The organism is Fusobacterium varium (assembly GCA_021531615.1).
GTDB classification, from domain to species: Bacteria; Fusobacteriota; Fusobacteriia; order Fusobacteriales; family Fusobacteriaceae; genus Fusobacterium_A; species Fusobacterium_A varium_C.
Genome location: JADYUE010000012.1, coordinates 1 through 16,084, shown reverse-complemented (window position 1 = coordinate 16,084; position 16,084 = coordinate 1). Strand labels below are relative to the sequence as shown.

The following is a 16,084-nucleotide window of genomic DNA, read 5'->3' as shown; positions in this document are numbered from 1 at the left end:
TAGACGTTCCTTTTTCTTAAAAAGTTTATACTTAATAAGTTTTTTTGCTATTTACCTTTACTCCTCCACTTATCCCAAAAGTTTTTCCTTCTAAATCTATTATAGTGTCTTCTTGAAGATCTATAATTTTAGAGTTAAGCATCGGTCTCTCTGAAAAACTTCTTCCTGAGTCTCTGTCATCTCTATCTCTATAACTAAAATCAAATGCTCCACTTATTATAGGTGTTTCTTGATAAGTCATTCTATACTCTCCAGGCTCTAAATAATAGGGAACTCCTGAATCCAAAACAACATTTTTTATTCTTACTGAGCGAACTTGATTTCTATTATAGTTAACTATAAGTTGCTTTCTTCCTTCTGATTTTATTAAAGAAACCTCTTTACTACTTTTTATAGAGGCACAACCTGTTAATAAGATTAAAAATATTAGATTAATTATCCAAATCCCTTTTATCTTTTTCATTTTTCTCGTCCTCCATTATCATCTTTTTCAATTCAACTAATATTTCAGACTCTTTTACTTTTTTTACTATTTCACCCTTTTTAAATAGCACTCCTTCACCTTTTCCACCAGCCACACCATAGTCAGCCTCTCTAGCTTCTCCAGGTCCATTTACAACACAACCCATTACTGCTATTTTTATTTTACGTTGCTCATTTTCAAATTCCTTCTCAACTTTTTTAGCCAATCCAATTAAATCTATCTCTGTTCTTCCACAAGTTGGACATGATACTATCTCAACTCCTGTTTCCACTAATCCTAAAACTTTTAAAATCTCCTTGGCTACTTTTATCTCCTCAACTGGATTTTCTGTTAAAGAAACTCTAATTGTATCTCCTATTCCATCTACAAGAAGGCTTCCTATTCCTATAGCTGACTTTACTGTTCCTTGAAATGCAGTTCCAGCTTCTGTTACACCTAAATGTAATGGATAATCTACAAGTTCATTAATCTTTCTATAGGCCTCTACCATCATCTTTACATTACTTGCTTTTAAAGAGATTACAATATCATGGAAATCATATTTTTCCAAAAGATTTATATGATATATTGCACTTTCAACCATTCCTTCAGCAGTTGGTTTACCATATTTTTTTAGTATATCTTTTTCTATTGAACCAGAGTTTACTCCTATTCTTATAGGGATCCTCTTCTCCTTTGCCATTTTAACAACTTTTTCTACATTTTCATCTGATCCTATATTTCCAGGGTTTATTCTTAACTTATCTATCCCATTTTCCATAGCTGCCAGTGCAAGTTTATAATCAAAATGAATATCAGCAACTAAAGGAATAGATACTCTCTTTTTTATCTCTTTTATAGCCTCTGCTGCCTCTAAATTATTTATTGTCATTCTAACTAATTCACAACCAGCTTTTTCTAACTCTTTAATTTGTGCTACTGTTTTCTCTACATCACTTGTGATAGTGTTTGTCATAGATTGAATTACAACTCTATTCCCACCACCAATTATAAGATTTCCAACTTTTACTTCTCTTGTGTTTTTCAAAATTCTTCAACTCCTTAATAAAAAAGTCCTGAAATACAGGACTTTAGTTTTATTATTTTTTTCCAAGATGACTCATTGGATTTTGTGTTTTTCCATTTTTTCTAATTTCAAAATGCAGATGAGGCCCTGTTACTCTTCCTGACATTCCAGTTTTTCCTATTAACTCTCCCTTATTAACATTTTGCCCTACTTTTACACCTATTTTATCAAGATGAGCATATCTTGTCTCATATCCTGAAGAGTGTTTAAGTATTATTATTTTTCCATAACCATTCATATATCCTGCAAAACTAACTCTTCCACTTTGTGCTGCACGAAGAGGAACATATCTAGCTTTTAAATCAACTCCTGAATGGAATATATATCTTTTTAAAACAGGATGAAATCTACTTCCATATGGACTGTTTACTCCTCTATATTCAACTGGATATCTAAATCCTGCTGAAGCTACAACAGTTCCACTTGATGATCCACCACTTTTCTTTCCAGAACTTCTATTTAAAGCTTTTAAGTCTGGATTTTTTAGAAATATACTTTGTCCTATCTTTAAACTTTTCTCTTCTACTTCATTATATGCAAGAATATCATCTACCTTCATTTTAAATTTAGATGCTATCTTGTAAAGAGAATCTCCCTTTTCAACTTTATAAAAAATTCCATTCTCAGATACAACAGTTAACTTTTGCCCTATCTTTAAATTTTTTACAGAGATATTAGGATTGTTAGCAAGTAGCATATCCATAGTCATTCCATTAAGAGAAGCAATTTCAGAAATTGTATCCCCCTCTTTAACTATATACTCTCTTTTTTCAGGAATTTTCTTTTCTGATTTAGTATCTTCTACTACTATTCCTTCCTCTACAACCTCTGTTGTTTCAGCTTTCCCATCCTCTGTTCCCTTTATCTTCTCTAATGATTTATATTCATTTGGAAAATTATACTCTTTCTCAAATGTATAAAAGCTATCTGCTAATACAGAAACTCCTCCATTTTCCTCATTAGTTTCCTCATAGTAATCTGTAAATTTTTTTAAATCTACTACCTCTTCTTTAAAAGGATTTAATAACTCTATTCCAAAGTAAAAAGCAACTGACAATAATAAAAATATTTTTAATTTAGATTTCATTCTTACCCCTCTTATCCCCTTTATCATATATTTCTAAGAGCTTATCATTACTTTCAGTACTTTTTATTGTATCTATAAGTTTCTTTGCAGCAGTTGCTCTGTCAAAATCTGCTAAATATCTTCTAATACTCCAAATACTTTCTAGCTTTTCCTTTGGAATTAAAAGCTCTTCTTTTCTTGTTCCAGAACGTTGAATATCTATGGCCGGAAATATTCTCAATTCTGCCAAATTTCTATCTAAATGTATATCACAGTTTCCTGTAGATTTAAACTCTTCATAGATTATATCATCCATCTTACTTCCAGTATCTACTAAAACTGTAGCTATTATAGTAAGGCTTCCTCCACCTCTAATATTTCTTGCTGTTCCAAAAAAGTTTTTAGGATAGTAAAGTGCTGTTGGATCTATTCCTCCTGAAATTAGTTTTCCACTTGATGGCATCACTATATTATAAGCTCTTGCTAATCTTGTCAATGAATCCATAAGAATAACAATATTTTCTCCATTTTCTACTTTTCTTTTAGCCTTTTCAAGTATTGTTTCTGTAACTTTAGTGTGATTTTTAGGATCTTCATCAAAGGTAGAAGCATACACTTTTGCACCTGTTACATTTTCTTTTATATCTGTAACCTCTTCTGGTCTTTCATCTATTAAAAGAATCCAAACCTCTGCATTTTTATCTTTTGCTAACATTGCATTTGCTATGCTACTTATTAACATTGTTTTCCCAGCTTTTGGTGGAGCTATTATCAATGCTCTCTGTCCCTTTCCTATTGGAGCAATAAGATCTATTATTCTTCCAGAAATATTTTCTTTATCTGTTTCCAAAATAAATCTTTCAGTAGGATAAGCTGGTACAAGATCTTCAAAAGGTACTCTAGCTTCTGCCTCTTCTAAAGTTCCATTATTCACTAACAAAACTCTTCTTAAAGCATAGTTTCTATCATCTTCAACACTAGATCTTACCTCTCCAACTACTCTATCATCTGTTCTCATCTTAAATTTTCTAATTTGTGAAGCAGACACATAGATATCTTTTTCTAAGCTTGTATTTCTTAAAAACCCATACCCATCAGTAAGTACTTCTAATGTCCCCCAAGCTATATCCATTCCCTCTTTTTCGTGGATATCTTCTGCTATTAAATTTTTTAATTCAGCTTTCTTTGTCCCCGATTTATATACTATCCCCAGCTGCTTTGCTATCTCTTGAAGTTCTTTTAAAAGAAATTCATCTAGCTTTTCTATATCCACTCATATCACTTCCTATTCTACAATTTCACCATATAAAGTCCAAGTTTTGCAATCATTTATCTTTACATTTACAAAAGTTCCTTCTAAAACTTTATCTCCTTTAAATAAAACTATCTTATTAGTAGATGTTCTTCCTGTTAAAACCTCTTTGTTCTTCTTACTTTCTCCCTCTACTAAAACTCTAACAGTTTTACCTTTATAGCTTTCACTCTCTGCTAGAGAACATTGATTTTGTACCTCAATCAATCTTTGAAGTCTATCTTTTTTCACTTCAGGATCAATTTGATTGTCCATTGTTGCTGCTTTTGTTCCCCTTCTTATAGAGTACATAAACATAAATGAATTTTCAAATTGAATCTGTCTTACAACATCTAAAGTATCTAAGAAATCTTCCTCTGTTTCTCCAGGGAATCCAACTATAATATCAGCTGTTAAAGCTACTCCAGGTATTCTCTCTTTTATCTTATTAGCTAAAGCTATATATTGTTCTTTACTGTATCCTCTATTCATCATTTTTAATACTCTTGTTGAACCTGATTGTAGTGGAAGATGTAAAGATCTAGCTATCTTTTCATTTTTAGCTATTACATCTATAACTTCATCTGTAAAATCTCTAGGATGTGGAGAAACAAATCTTACTATAAAATCTCCTTCAACTTTACAAATCTCTTCTAAAAGTTTTGCAAAGTTATCTCCATTTTTAAACTCTTTTCCATATGAATTTACATTTTGTCCAAGTAATATTATCTCTTTATAACCTTTTTCAACATATTGTTTTACATCATGAATTATCTCTTGAAGTGGAACTGATCTCTCTCTACCTCTTACATAAGGTACGATACAGTATGAACAGAAATTGTTACAACCATAAGTGATTGAAATTGAAGCTGTTTTCTTTGAATCGAATTCTGCATCTAATCTTGGTGGTAATTCATCTTCACAATCAGTATATACTAGATGCTTTGATGTCTTATGTTCAATATCATCTAAAGCTTGAGGAATTCTTCCTATATTTTGATTTCCCATTATTATATCAATATATGGGAATTTCTTTAGCAACTCTTTTCCCTGTTCTTGAGCAAAACAACCAGTTACACCTATTATTGTTCCTCTTTGTTCTCTTATATGTTTTAATTCACCTAATTTTCCATATATTTGTGTAGCTGCTCCCTCTCTTACTGTACATGTATTAAGAAAAGCTACATCTGTTTCATCTATATTTTCAGTTATTTCATATCCTAAATTTTGAAATATCTTCTTTATTTTTGCACTTTCATTTACGTTCATTTGACAACCATAAGTTATGATTGAAGCTTTTTTCACTATTTTCCTCCTAAATTCTTACTAATCTTGTATATATTTTAATTAGTCTCAGTTGAGACAATCTCAATTTTTATTATAACAATTTTTCAACTCTTTTACAAATAATATTATAAAAAATTTTTGTATTATCAAAATATATTATTCTATTAAATAGTTACATATTTTTTTGTCAAGAATATGTCAAAAATAAAAAAAGCCCTAGTAAAAAACTAAGGCTTTTAATATCATTTTTTAATTAAAGAGTTAAGATTTTTACATCATCAGCAACTTTTAATTCAGTTCCAGTTGATGCTTTTATATCTTCAATTGAAGAGTAAGGACTTACTTCAGTAATTACTAATCCTTCTGGAGTTACTTTAATAACACCTTTTTCAGTGATGATTAAGTCTACTACACCAACAGCTGTTAGTGGAAGAGTACATTCATCAAGAATTTTTACTGCTCCTTTTGAAGTATGTTCCATAGCAACTATAACTTCTTTCGCTCCAACAACTAGGTCCATAGCTCCACCCATTCCTGGAACCATTTTTCCTGGTACCATCCAGTTAGCTAAGTTTCCTTTTTTATCTACTTGAAGAGCTCCTAGAACAGTAGCGTCTACGTGTCCTCCTCTGATAATTCCAAATGAAGTAGCTGAGTCAAAGAATTGTGCTCCTGGAAGAACAGTTACAAATCCTCCTCCAGCATTGATCATATCTTTATCTTCTTTTCCAGCTTCTGGAGCAGCTCCTACTCCTATAATTCCGTTTTCTGATTGGAATACTACATCCATTCCTTCTGGTACATAGTTAGCTACTAATGTAGGTAATCCTATTCCTAAGTTTACTACGTATCCATCTCTAAATTCTTGAGCAACTCTTTTTGCTATATATTCTCTTGTTGTTTTTTTATCTAATTCCATTCTATTTCACCTCTCCTATTTTACTATGTAGTCTACGAATATTCTTGATGTCATTACGTGATCTGGATCAATTTCTCCTGCTTTTACTAAGTTTTCAGCAAAAACTATAACTGTATCTGCAGCAGTTGCCATCATAGGGTTAAAGTTTTTAGTAGTTTTAGCATAAATTATGTTTCCTAGTTCGTCTACTATTGAACCATTAAGTAAAGCTACATCTGCTTTTAGAGGTTTTTCTAATAGATAGTCTTTTCCATCTACTGTTATAACTTCTTTTCCTTCTTGTACTATTGTTCCTACTCCTGTAGGTGTAAGGAATCCTCCTAGTCCATTTCCTCCACATCTGATTCTTTCAGCTAGAGTACCTTGTGGAACTAGTTCTACTTCCATTTCTCCAGTGTGCATTCTTCTACCAGTTTCAGGGTTTGTTCCGATATGAGAAGCAATTACTTTTTTTACTTGATTGTTTACAACTAATCTTCCTATTCCTCTGTCAGGGTATCCAGTATCATTTCCAATAACTGTAAGGTCTTTTACTCCTTTTTCTATTAGTGCATCGATTATTTTTTCAGGAGTTCCAACACCTAAGAATCCTCCAATAAAAACTGTCATTCCATCTTTTACATGAGATACAGCTTCTTCCATTGTAACTAATTTGTTTTTCATTTTGCCCTCCTACCACTTATTTTATTTAAATATTTCTCCTGCTTCTTTATACCACAGAAGTAAATCTAAACTATCCATTGGAATACTTATAAATTTACAATAAGCTTTCATTTTTTCTTCAATCTCTAAATATAATTTAGGGGTTAAAGACTTAGGAACATCTTCTATTACTTCTAATTTTACTAGATTTTTTAAAATATGTCTATCTAAAATAGCAATTTCTTTTCCAAAACCTACATTTCTTAAAAAATGCCCTGCTTCTTTATATGCCATTCCTTTTATGTTTTTTACTATCCATTCTCTCTTCTTTTTTACATCAGTAATAGAATTGAAAAAATCTTTAGTAATCATCTCTCCCTTTTCATTTTGCATCTGCTCTCTTAGAGCAACTAAATACTTAGCCTTATTATTTTTAAATCTAACTATATTAAGATATTCAACAATATCTTCAGCACTTCCATTGAATAATAAACCATTTTCTCTCAATGTAGTTATAGCTTTCCAAGCATTTACAGCTTTTGATTGGGGAGTAAGGATACAGAAAGAAAGTTCTGCATGAATATCTTCATTACTCCCTTTCTCCCATATCTCTTTAAATTCTTTTAATCTCTTTTCTATATCTTTTTGTTTCTCTTTATATATTTTTTCTATCTCGTAGAAATACTCATTTTTTTTCATTTTAATTCACTAGAATAATAGGAATCCTGCTGAAATAACAAATCCTGAACAGATTAATACTATTAGGCAGTATCCCATAATATCTTTAGCTCCTAGTCCTGCAATTCCTAATGCTGGTAAAGCCCAGAACGGTTGAATCATATTTGTCCAAGCATCTCCCCAAGCAATAGCCATAGCTGATTTAGCAGCACTTACTCCAATTTTTAATCCTGCTGGCATAACGATAGGAGCTTGAACTGCCCATTGTCCTCCTCCAGAAGGTACGAAGAAGTTTACTAATCCTGCACTCCAGAATGAGAAGATTGGGAAAGTTGTTGGAGTAGAAATATTAACAAAGAAGTTTGACATTAATATTGCTAGAGATACTCCATCAGCATTTGTTCCAGTCATAATTCCCATGATTCCTGCATAGAATGGGAATTGTAGAAGGATTCCTGATGCCCCTTTAGTAGCTTCTCCAAAAGCATCTATGAACTTTCTAGGAGTTCCATGAAGAATAATTCCTGTAAATAGGAATATAAAGTTAACTAAGTTAAGGTTTAAGTTAAATCCTTTTGTAATAAAGTATTGAATAATATATACCCATCCCATAATTCCTAAAATAATTGAAACTACTTTACTGTTTTCAATTCTTTCAGCTGGAGTCATATGTTCACGATTAATTGGCTCTTCTTCAAATTCAGCTAGTAGTTTTGGATCAACTGTAACTACTTCATCATCAGCTGGATACATAGCTCTATTTAATAAAGGAAGCATAATTAATAATCCACAAATAATAAATATATTCATTGGTGAAAATAGTGTTTCACTTGTAGGAATATTAGCTGTAATTGCTCCTGCAGTTTGTTTTGCTAATGCTGCTGGATTATCACTTGCTATTTGTAGAGGAATTGACCCTGAAAGTCCTCCATGCCACACTAAGAATCCTGTATAAGCTGAAGCAATAAGAAGTCTGTAATCTACTCCTTTTACTTTTTTAGCTATCTCTTTTGCAAAAATTGCACCTATAACTAATCCAAATCCCCAGTTTAAAATACATGCTACTGTTGAAACGATTGTTACTACAACAATTGCTTGTCTAGGTGTAGATAATTTTGAAGCCATACTAGATAATAGATTTTTGAAAACCTTTGAACTAGCCATTGTATGTCCTGTTACTAGTACTAATGCCATTTGCATAGAAAATGCTAGTAAAGACCAGAATCCTTTTGTCCAGTGACCTATGATCGCCATTGGTGTTTGTTTTGTAAATACCATTGTCCCTACAAATACTATGAAAGTTAACAATGCACAGAATATATAAGGATCTGGTAAGTATTTTTGCATTATAGAAACACAAAATGATGTAAATCTCTTAAATGCATTTGAGTTTGCTTTTGTACTCATTTTTTCCTCCCTAAATCTATTAAATATTTTTTAAATATATTTTTACATATCTCTAGTATATACTTTCAAAGTTATAAAGTCAACACTAGAATACCAAAATACTTTCTTTTTGTTTAAAAAATAATCATTTTAGGTCAGATTTCTTCTATATCTTCATTATCATTTTTTTTATATGAATCTAGACTAGATTTTTCTAACTCAAACCAAAAGTTTATTGTATTTTTTTCTGTTATATATACACCAAAAGCACTCTTATGATTTTCTAAAATTCCCCTTACAATAGCAAGTCCTAAACCATGTCCATCTCTATCTCTAGCCTTGTTTACTCGATAGAAAGGTGTCCAAATATTTTCTAAATCATCTTCTGATAAATTTTCACTTTCATTACTAATAATAATTTTATATTTATTTTCAATATCGTCAACAGTTATAGTTACCTCTCTATCTCCAGTAGAGTATTTAAGAGCATTTACTACAAGATTTTCTAAAACTCTATCTATATATTTTTCATCACAATAAGCAAAAATATTTTTTTCACCAATATATTTAATTTCTCTACTTTTAGAGCTATATTTATCTCTGATATCTTTTATCATTTGATATAGATCAACTTCCTCTTTCTCAATTTTGAAATACCCAGAATCCATTTGAGTTATAAGAAGTAGTTCTTTTACAAGAGAGTCCATCTTCAAACTTTCTTCAACTATAATTTCACAATAGAAATTTCTATCCTCTTCAGTTTCAGCTATATTCTCCATTAATCCTTGAGCATATCCTTGAATAATTGCAATAGGTGTTTTAAGTTCATGGCTAACACTGGCAATAAACTCTTTTCTAAGTTTATCCAATCTCTTTTCATTTTCTATATCTTCCATCAACTTTTTATTAACTTTATTGATTTCATCAATATTTTTTTCAAGAGTTCCACCCATTTTATTGATGGCATATCCCAACTCTCCTATCTCATCTTTTCTCTCTTTTTCAAATTTAATATTAAAATCAAGAAGTGATATTCTTTGAGTGATCTCTTTTAATTCTAAAATAGGATCTGTCATTTTTTTGGAAAATACAAAGGACATTGAAGAACCAATAATCAACGCTAGAACTATTATTAAAAGATGATAACGTGTTGATATCTCTAATCCCTCTTGAATAAAGCTAAGTGGAGTTATAATCTCAATATATCTATCCTTCATATAAGGCATAAACAATATTAAAACTTTTCCTCTATAATCAAGAAGTGTTATCTCTTTAAAAATATACTCTCTATTTTTTAAACTAACTATTATTTCTTCAATCTCTTCCTTAGGTAATACTGCTTCCTTTTCTAATTTATATAATTCATCTGTTCTTTTGATTAAAATTGCTACATTTGAGTGCATCTCTAAATTTTGAAAATCTATAACATATTTAGGATCAATTAAAATTTGCCCCAATTCAACTAACTTTTCCTTTTTATTCTTTATATAAAATTTTTCTAAGTATATTGTATTAGTAACCATCAATCCTAATATAATCATCAATACAACACTAAACATAAGGAAAAATATTTTCCATCTTATCTTCATTTCTCTACCTCGAATTTATATCCAAACCCTCTTACTGTTTGAATAAAATCATCTCCTATTTTCTTTCTCAATCTTTTTATGTGTGTATCAACAGTTCTTGAATCTCCAAAATAATCCCAACCCCATACAGAGTTTAAAATTTTCTCTCTTGAAAGAGCTAGCCCCTTATTTTCAATAAAGAAATATAGAAGATCATACTCTTTAGGTGTTAATTCTAAAACTACATCACCTAATCTTACCTCTCTCTTAGAAGTATCTACAACTAAATCTCCAAATTGTAAACAAGCTTTTTCAGCTATCTTTCCATCTCTTCTAAATAGAGCTTTAACCTTTGCCACCAATAGTTTTGGATTAAAAGGTTTTACCATATACTCATCCGTTTCAAGTTCAAATCCAAAAAGTTGATCACTCTCATCTGCTCTTGCTGTCAACATTATTATTGGCACTTGAGATTCCTCTCTTATTTTTCTACATACACTCCAACCATCAATTTTTGGCATCATTATATCAAGAATTACTATATCATAGTTATTTTTAAAGAAAAGCTCCAATCCCTCTTCTCCATCTCCTGCCTCATCTACACTATAACCTTCACGAACTAAATAGTCCTTTATTAACTTTCTTATCTTCCATTCATCATCAATTACTAATATTTTCTTCATAAGTTCCCCCATTAAAGTTATTTAATCATTTTGTTCAAAGTATATAAAAGATCTGTAATAACCTTATTTTCTTCTCCTGCTTTGATACCTTTTACTACACAATTTTTTATATGTGACTCAAGTATCTTTTTAGAAAGCCCATCTATCTCTCCTTTTACGTTTGAGATCTCATTAAGAATGTCATTACAATGTTCAGCTTCAACTAAAGCTTTAATCTTTCCTACTTCTATTTCTATTTTTCGTACTATTTCTGGGAATTCCTCTTTTATCTTCTTATTACTCTTATCTATCATCTTATTTAAAGTATACACTAATTCTGATATTGTAATATTTTCTTCTCCTGCTTTAATATCATTAACTACACAGTTTCTAATATGTGATTCAAGTATAAGTTTTGCTACACCATTGAGAGCAGATTTTACAGAGGAAATTTGATTTAAGACCTCATCACAACTTACCTTGTTTTCTAACATTCTTCCTATTCCTCTTATTTGCCCCTCTATTCTATTTATTCTTGATTCTATCTTCTTTTTAAAATCAGGACAACTTTTATTTATACACCCTTTTCCTGTACAAGAATTTTTTAATTTTTCCATCTAAAATCACCTCTCTACTATCTCTTAAACTTTCTCAATCTCAAAGCATTTGAAACTACTGAAACTGAACTCATTGCCATAGCTCCTCCTGCTATCATTGGATTTAGTAGATGTCCAGTGAAAGGATATAACACTCCTGCTGCAACTGGAATTCCTAAACTATTATATATAAATGCCCAAAATAAATTTTGTTTAATATTTCTCATAGTTGCATTACTTAACTCCATAGCTACAATAACATCTTTTAAAGTTTTTTTCATAAGAACTATATCAGCACTTTCCATAGCTATATCTGTTCCTCCACCTATGGCAATACCTATATTAGCTTGAACCAATGCTGGAGAGTCATTTATTCCATCTCCAACCATAGCCACATTTCTACCTTGCTCTTGAAGTTCTTTTACTTTTAAATATTTATCTTCTGGTGTTACTTCAGAGAAAATAATATCAATACCAACTTGTTTTCCTACTGCTTCAGCTGTAACCTTATTGTCTCCTGTAATCATACCTATCTTATATCCACGTTCTTTTAACTCTCTTATTGCCTCAATAGACTCCTTTTTAACAGTATCAGCAACTGCTATTACTCCTAAAAATTCTCCATCTAATGCCATATACATAGGAGTTTTTCCTTGAGATGCCAATCTATTAAGTTCCTCTTCCATTGTTACTTCTATTCCCTTATTTTTCATAAGTTTTATATTTCCAATGAAAATTTCACTTTCTTCTATCTTTCCGCAAACTCCTTGTCCTGTAATAGATATAAAATCTTTTACTGGTGGAAGTTTAATTCCTCTCTCTTTAGCTTCTTCTACAATAGCCTCTCCTAAAGGATGCTCAGAGTGTAGTTCTAAAGCTGCTGCAACTTGTAAAATATCATCCTCTTTTAAATTTTTTACAGATATAATATCTGTAACTCTAGGTTTCCCTTCAGTTATTGTTCCTGTTTTATCAAAGACAATAGTATCAACCTTATGTGCCTTTTCAAGAGCTTCTCCAGATTTAATAAGTATACCAAGTTCAGCTCCTCTTCCTGTTCCAACCATTATTGCTGTAGGTGTTGCAAGCCCCAATGAACATGGACAAGCTATTACCATTACAGATATAAATATTGTAAGAGAAAATATAGCTGGTGTATCATTTATTTCAACAATGCCTCTACTTCCTAAATAATACCAAGTTGTTCCTGCTATTATTGCTATCAACATAACAATTGGTACAAAATATGCTGATATTCTATCTGCTATCTTAGCAATAGGAGCTTTTGAACCTTGAGCATTTTCAACTAACTTAATAATTTTAGATATCATAGTATCTTTTCCAACTGCCACTGCTTTTATCTTTAAGCTACCATTTTTATTAATACTTGCTCCAAAAACCTTATCTCCTATAGTTTTATCCACAGGTATGCTCTCTCCAGTAAGCATAGATTCATCAATAGAGCTTTCTCCCTCTACTACCTCTCCATCAACTGGAATACTCTCTCCAGGTTTAACTAAAAGAATATCCCCTTTTTCTACCTCCTCAATATCAACTTGTATTATCTCATCATTTCTCACTAAATTTGCTTTTTTACTCTTTAAGCTCATCAATTTTTTAATAGCTTCTGAAGTTTTACCTTTACTTATTCCCTCCATATGCTTTCCTAAAAGAATCAAGGCTAAAATAACAACTGCTGATTCAAAATATAGAGCATGGACATAGTGATAGTCCCCTTCCATAATTTTAAATGTTCCATAGATACTATAAATTAAAGCTGATCCTGTACCTGTTGCTATCAATGAATCCATACTTGGACTCTTCATAAATAGTTGTTTTATACCAACAGTATAAAATCTTCTTCCTATATATATTACTGGAATTGCTAAAATCAATTGAATCAAAGCAAAATTTAATGGGTTTATCTCAGGAGAGATTACTTGAGGAACTGGAAGTCCTACCATTGATCCCATTGAAATATAAAAAATAATAGCAGAAAAGAATATTGCCACTTTAAATTCAATAAACTCTCTTTTTAATTGTTCCTCTTTCTCTTTATCCTTGATACTCTCTGTAATATCGTTATGTTTTGTTCCCTTGTATCCTAATTTTTCCATTATATGAAGAATCTCTGAAAGTTTTATTTTTTCTGAATCATAAACAACTTTTCCCCTGCTATTAGCTAAGTTTACAACTATTGATTTTACCCCTTCAAGTTTAGAGATTTTTCTCTCTATCTTGCTTACACACATCTGGCAACTTATTCCATCTATGTCTAGTTCTACCTCTTTTAAATCTTGTATCTCTTCTATTTCATATCCTAATTTTGTAACTGTTTCTTTTATTGTATTTTCATTTAAAATATTTTCATCATATTCTATTGATAATTTTTCTGTAGATAAGTTTACTATTGCTTCTTTTGTTCCCTCAAGTTTTTTTAATTTTTTTTCAATCTTATTAACACAAACTTGGCAGCTTACACCGCCAAGTTGATAACTCTTTTTCATTAGTCTAATACCTCATACCCTAGAACATCATATCCAGCATCATCTAATGCTTCTACAATTTTTCCAAAGTCATAGTTTTCTACCATATCTACAGTTGCTTCACCTATTTTTACTTCTACTACTTCTAAATCTCCTAGCCCTTCTAATGCTTCTTTAACGTGAGCTACACATTTGTTACATCCCATTCCATCTATTTTTATTACATGTTTCATAATATCTTCCTCCTTTAAATTTATAGGGTATACCCCTATAAAAAGAATACTCTATTTATTATTAAAAGTCAATATTTTTATGCTCTATTTTTTATATACCCCTATTATAAAGTAAAAAAGTTACCCATTACGAGTAACTTTAAAATTACATTATTTGATTTTTATTAACCTCTCCTTAAAAGTCCTGTAGTTTTCCATTTTCCTTTTATATAATAGTAAATTGAAAGTAAAGTTCCTAAAATCCATCCTGCTGGAAATGCCCAATATATCCCTATATAACCAATTTTAGCAGCAAAAACATATGAAAAAGCAACTCTTAATACTAAGTCTGCAAAGGTAGTAGCCATAAACTCATTCATATCCCCTGCTCCTCTTAAAACTGCATCAGCTGCTATTTTAATACAAACTACTGTATAAAATGGTGCTGTTGTTCTTACAAAATCTATTCCTATATTTAGTATTTCAACCTCTTTTTCTATATCTATAAACATTCCTAAGAGTTTATCTCCAAATAGATATACAACTACCAAAGCTGTAACGGATATAATCTCTGTTAGCCAAACTGTTACCTTATACCCCTCTTTTACCCTATCAATTTTCTTTGCTCCTATATTTTGAGCTACAAAACTAGAAGAGGCATTTGCTAAAGTTGCCAATGTCATAATTACAAAAGTATGAATTTTAAATGCTGCTGCATATCCTGCAACAACTGCTGAACCAAAACTATTAATTAAACTTTGTACACATAGTTGTCCTACTGACACAAATGATTGTTGAAATATACTTGGCACTGCTATCTTACAAATTAATTTTAACATTTGCAGATTAAATAATGGTACTTTTTTATCTACTTTTATCTTTTTCAATCTATAAAATAAAAATACTATTGCTAAAATTGATGATAATCCTTGAGCTAAAAATGTTGCCCAAGCTATCCCTGATACACCCATTTGAAACTTTGTCACAAAGCAAATATCTAAAGCCACATTTAATAATGATGAAAAGATTAGAAAATAAAGTGGTGTCTTAGAATCTCCTAATCCTGTAAAAATTGCTGTTGCTGTATTATACATAAAAAGAAAAATAAGTCCCCAGATATACACTTTCAAATATAATCTTGAATCAGCAAATATATTTTCTGGTGTATTTATCATTCTCATTATATCACTACAAAATAGTGTACCAAAAATTGTTAAAGCTATACTTACAATGGTAATTGCTATAACTGAAGTTGATACTGAAGTTTTCATCTTCACAAGTTTATTTGCTCCAAATGTTTGAGAAACTACAACAGCAGCTCCAACACTTGCTCCATTTGCCACTGCTATAAATAGCACTGTTATTGGATAGGAAGCTCCTATTGCTGCTAAAGCATCTACTCCTATAAACTTTCCTGCTACTACACTATCTACAATATTATAGAATTGTTGAAACATCATACTAAAAAGCATCGGCATTGAAAACCTTAAAAGAATTTTAACTGGTGAACCCTCTGTCATATTTTTTATCATCTTACTTATCCCCTCAATCTATTTTACTACAATGTAGTATTATATACTTTTATATAAAAAAATCAAAAATTTTATGATTTTATCCTATTTTTTTAGATTTCATGTTCTAAAAAAAATTAAAGAGAGTTTTTTTCGTCTAAACAAAAGGGTGTATAATTTTTGGTGTTGGTACTTAAATGTATTAACACCTTTTTTACTTTTTTTCAAAA

The 16,084-nt window shown here is 30.6% G+C and carries 15 protein-coding genes; all 15 read right to left on the bottom strand.

Going from position 1 to position 16,084, the window contains the following annotated elements; all coding sequences use genetic code 11:
- Positions 1-31: 31 nt before the first annotated feature.
- Complete coding sequence (locus I6E31_05925; protein ID MCF2639513.1) at positions 32-454, bottom strand: hypothetical protein; 423 nt, start codon at positions 452-454, stop codon at positions 32-34.
- Complete coding sequence (gene ispG, locus I6E31_05920) at positions 432-1,514, bottom strand: flavodoxin-dependent (E)-4-hydroxy-3-methylbut-2-enyl-diphosphate synthase (GenBank protein MCF2639512.1); 1,083 nt, start codon at positions 1,512-1,514, stop codon at positions 432-434. The genes I6E31_05925 and ispG overlap by 23 nt, the downstream gene beginning before the upstream one ends.
- Positions 1,515-1,563: 49 nt before the next feature.
- On the bottom strand, positions 1,564-2,637 hold the full coding sequence (locus I6E31_05915; protein MCF2639511.1) for a M23 family metallopeptidase: 1,074 nt from the start codon (positions 2,635-2,637) through the stop codon (positions 1,564-1,566).
- Positions 2,627-3,883, bottom strand: coding sequence for a transcription termination factor Rho (gene rho / locus I6E31_05910; protein ID MCF2639510.1), 1,257 nt, complete (start codon positions 3,881-3,883; stop codon positions 2,627-2,629). The genes I6E31_05915 and rho overlap by 11 nt, the downstream gene beginning before the upstream one ends.
- 18 nt (positions 3,884-3,901) lie before the next feature.
- Positions 3,902-5,212 carry a tRNA (N6-isopentenyl adenosine(37)-C2)-methylthiotransferase MiaB gene (gene miaB, locus I6E31_05905; GenBank protein MCF2639509.1) on the bottom strand — a complete coding sequence of 437 codons (1,311 nt, stop codon included), beginning with the start codon at positions 5,210-5,212 and terminating at the stop codon, positions 3,902-3,904.
- 235 nt (positions 5,213-5,447) lie between these two features.
- The gene (locus I6E31_05900; protein ID MCF2639508.1) at positions 5,448-6,113 is read right to left on the bottom strand and encodes a CoA transferase subunit B; all 666 of its coding nucleotides are present in this window, start codon (positions 6,111-6,113) and stop codon (positions 5,448-5,450) included.
- A gap of 15 nt (positions 6,114-6,128) precedes the next feature.
- Complete coding sequence (gene atoD / locus I6E31_05895) at positions 6,129-6,776, bottom strand: acetate CoA-transferase subunit alpha (GenBank protein ID MCF2639507.1); 648 nt, start codon at positions 6,774-6,776, stop codon at positions 6,129-6,131.
- Between the two features lie 21 nt (positions 6,777-6,797).
- Positions 6,798-7,454, bottom strand: a complete 657-nt coding sequence (locus I6E31_05890; GenBank protein MCF2639506.1) for an N-glycosylase/DNA lyase — start codon at positions 7,452-7,454, stop codon at positions 6,798-6,800.
- A 9-nt stretch (positions 7,455-7,463) separates the two neighbouring features.
- Positions 7,464-8,840: a short-chain fatty acid transporter gene (locus I6E31_05885; GenBank protein MCF2639505.1), complete on the bottom strand. Its 1,377-nt coding sequence runs from the start codon at positions 8,838-8,840 to the stop codon at positions 7,464-7,466.
- Positions 8,841-8,974: 134 nt separating this feature from the next.
- Positions 8,975-10,408 carry a GHKL domain-containing protein gene (locus I6E31_05880; protein MCF2639504.1) on the bottom strand — a complete coding sequence of 478 codons (1,434 nt, stop codon included), beginning with the start codon at positions 10,406-10,408 and terminating at the stop codon, positions 8,975-8,977.
- A complete protein-coding gene (locus I6E31_05875; GenBank protein ID MCF2639503.1) occupies positions 10,405-11,070 on the bottom strand; it encodes a response regulator transcription factor in 666 nt (221 codons plus the stop codon). Before I6E31_05875 ends, I6E31_05880 begins: the two co-directional genes overlap by 4 nt.
- Before the next feature lie 17 nt (positions 11,071-11,087).
- Positions 11,088-11,666 (bottom strand): metal-sensing transcriptional repressor, encoded by a 579-nt coding sequence (locus I6E31_05870; GenBank protein ID MCF2639502.1) that lies wholly within the window; start codon positions 11,664-11,666, stop codon positions 11,088-11,090.
- A gap of 17 nt (positions 11,667-11,683) precedes the next feature.
- Positions 11,684-14,152 (bottom strand): heavy metal translocating P-type ATPase, encoded by a 2,469-nt coding sequence (locus I6E31_05865; GenBank protein ID MCF2639501.1) that lies wholly within the window; start codon positions 14,150-14,152, stop codon positions 11,684-11,686.
- A complete protein-coding gene (locus I6E31_05860) occupies positions 14,152-14,364 on the bottom strand; it encodes a heavy-metal-associated domain-containing protein (GenBank protein MCF2639500.1) in 213 nt (70 codons plus the stop codon). Before I6E31_05860 ends, I6E31_05865 begins: the two co-directional genes overlap by 1 nt.
- Before the next feature lie 164 nt (positions 14,365-14,528).
- Complete coding sequence (locus I6E31_05855) at positions 14,529-15,872, bottom strand: MATE family efflux transporter (protein ID MCF2639499.1); 1,344 nt, start codon at positions 15,870-15,872, stop codon at positions 14,529-14,531.
- Positions 15,873-16,084 lie beyond the last annotated feature (212 nt).

Coding starts and splice junctions, on each gene's coding strand:
- I6E31_05880 (MCF2639504.1), bottom strand. CDS start 10,408: ATGAAGATAAGATGGAAAATATTTTTCCTTATGTTTAGTGTTGTATTG.
- I6E31_05870 (MCF2639502.1), bottom strand. CDS start 11,666: ATGGAAAAATTAAAAAATTCTTGTACAGGAAAAGGGTGTATAAATAAA.
- atoD (MCF2639507.1), bottom strand. CDS start 6,776: ATGAAAAACAAATTAGTTACAATGGAAGAAGCTGTATCTCATGTAAAA.
- I6E31_05900 (MCF2639508.1), bottom strand. CDS start 6,113: ATGGAATTAGATAAAAAAACAACAAGAGAATATATAGCAAAAAGAGTT.
- I6E31_05890 (MCF2639506.1), bottom strand. CDS start 7,454: ATGAAAAAAAATGAGTATTTCTACGAGATAGAAAAAATATATAAAGAG.
- I6E31_05915 (MCF2639511.1), bottom strand. CDS start 2,637: ATGAAATCTAAATTAAAAATATTTTTATTATTGTCAGTTGCTTTTTAC.
- I6E31_05885 (MCF2639505.1), bottom strand. CDS start 8,840: ATGAGTACAAAAGCAAACTCAAATGCATTTAAGAGATTTACATCATTT.
- I6E31_05865 (MCF2639501.1), bottom strand. CDS start 14,152: ATGAAAAAGAGTTATCAACTTGGCGGTGTAAGCTGCCAAGTTTGTGTT.
- I6E31_05875 (MCF2639503.1), bottom strand. CDS start 11,070: ATGAAGAAAATATTAGTAATTGATGATGAATGGAAGATAAGAAAGTTA.
- I6E31_05860 (MCF2639500.1), bottom strand. CDS start 14,364: ATGAAACATGTAATAAAAATAGATGGAATGGGATGTAACAAATGTGTA.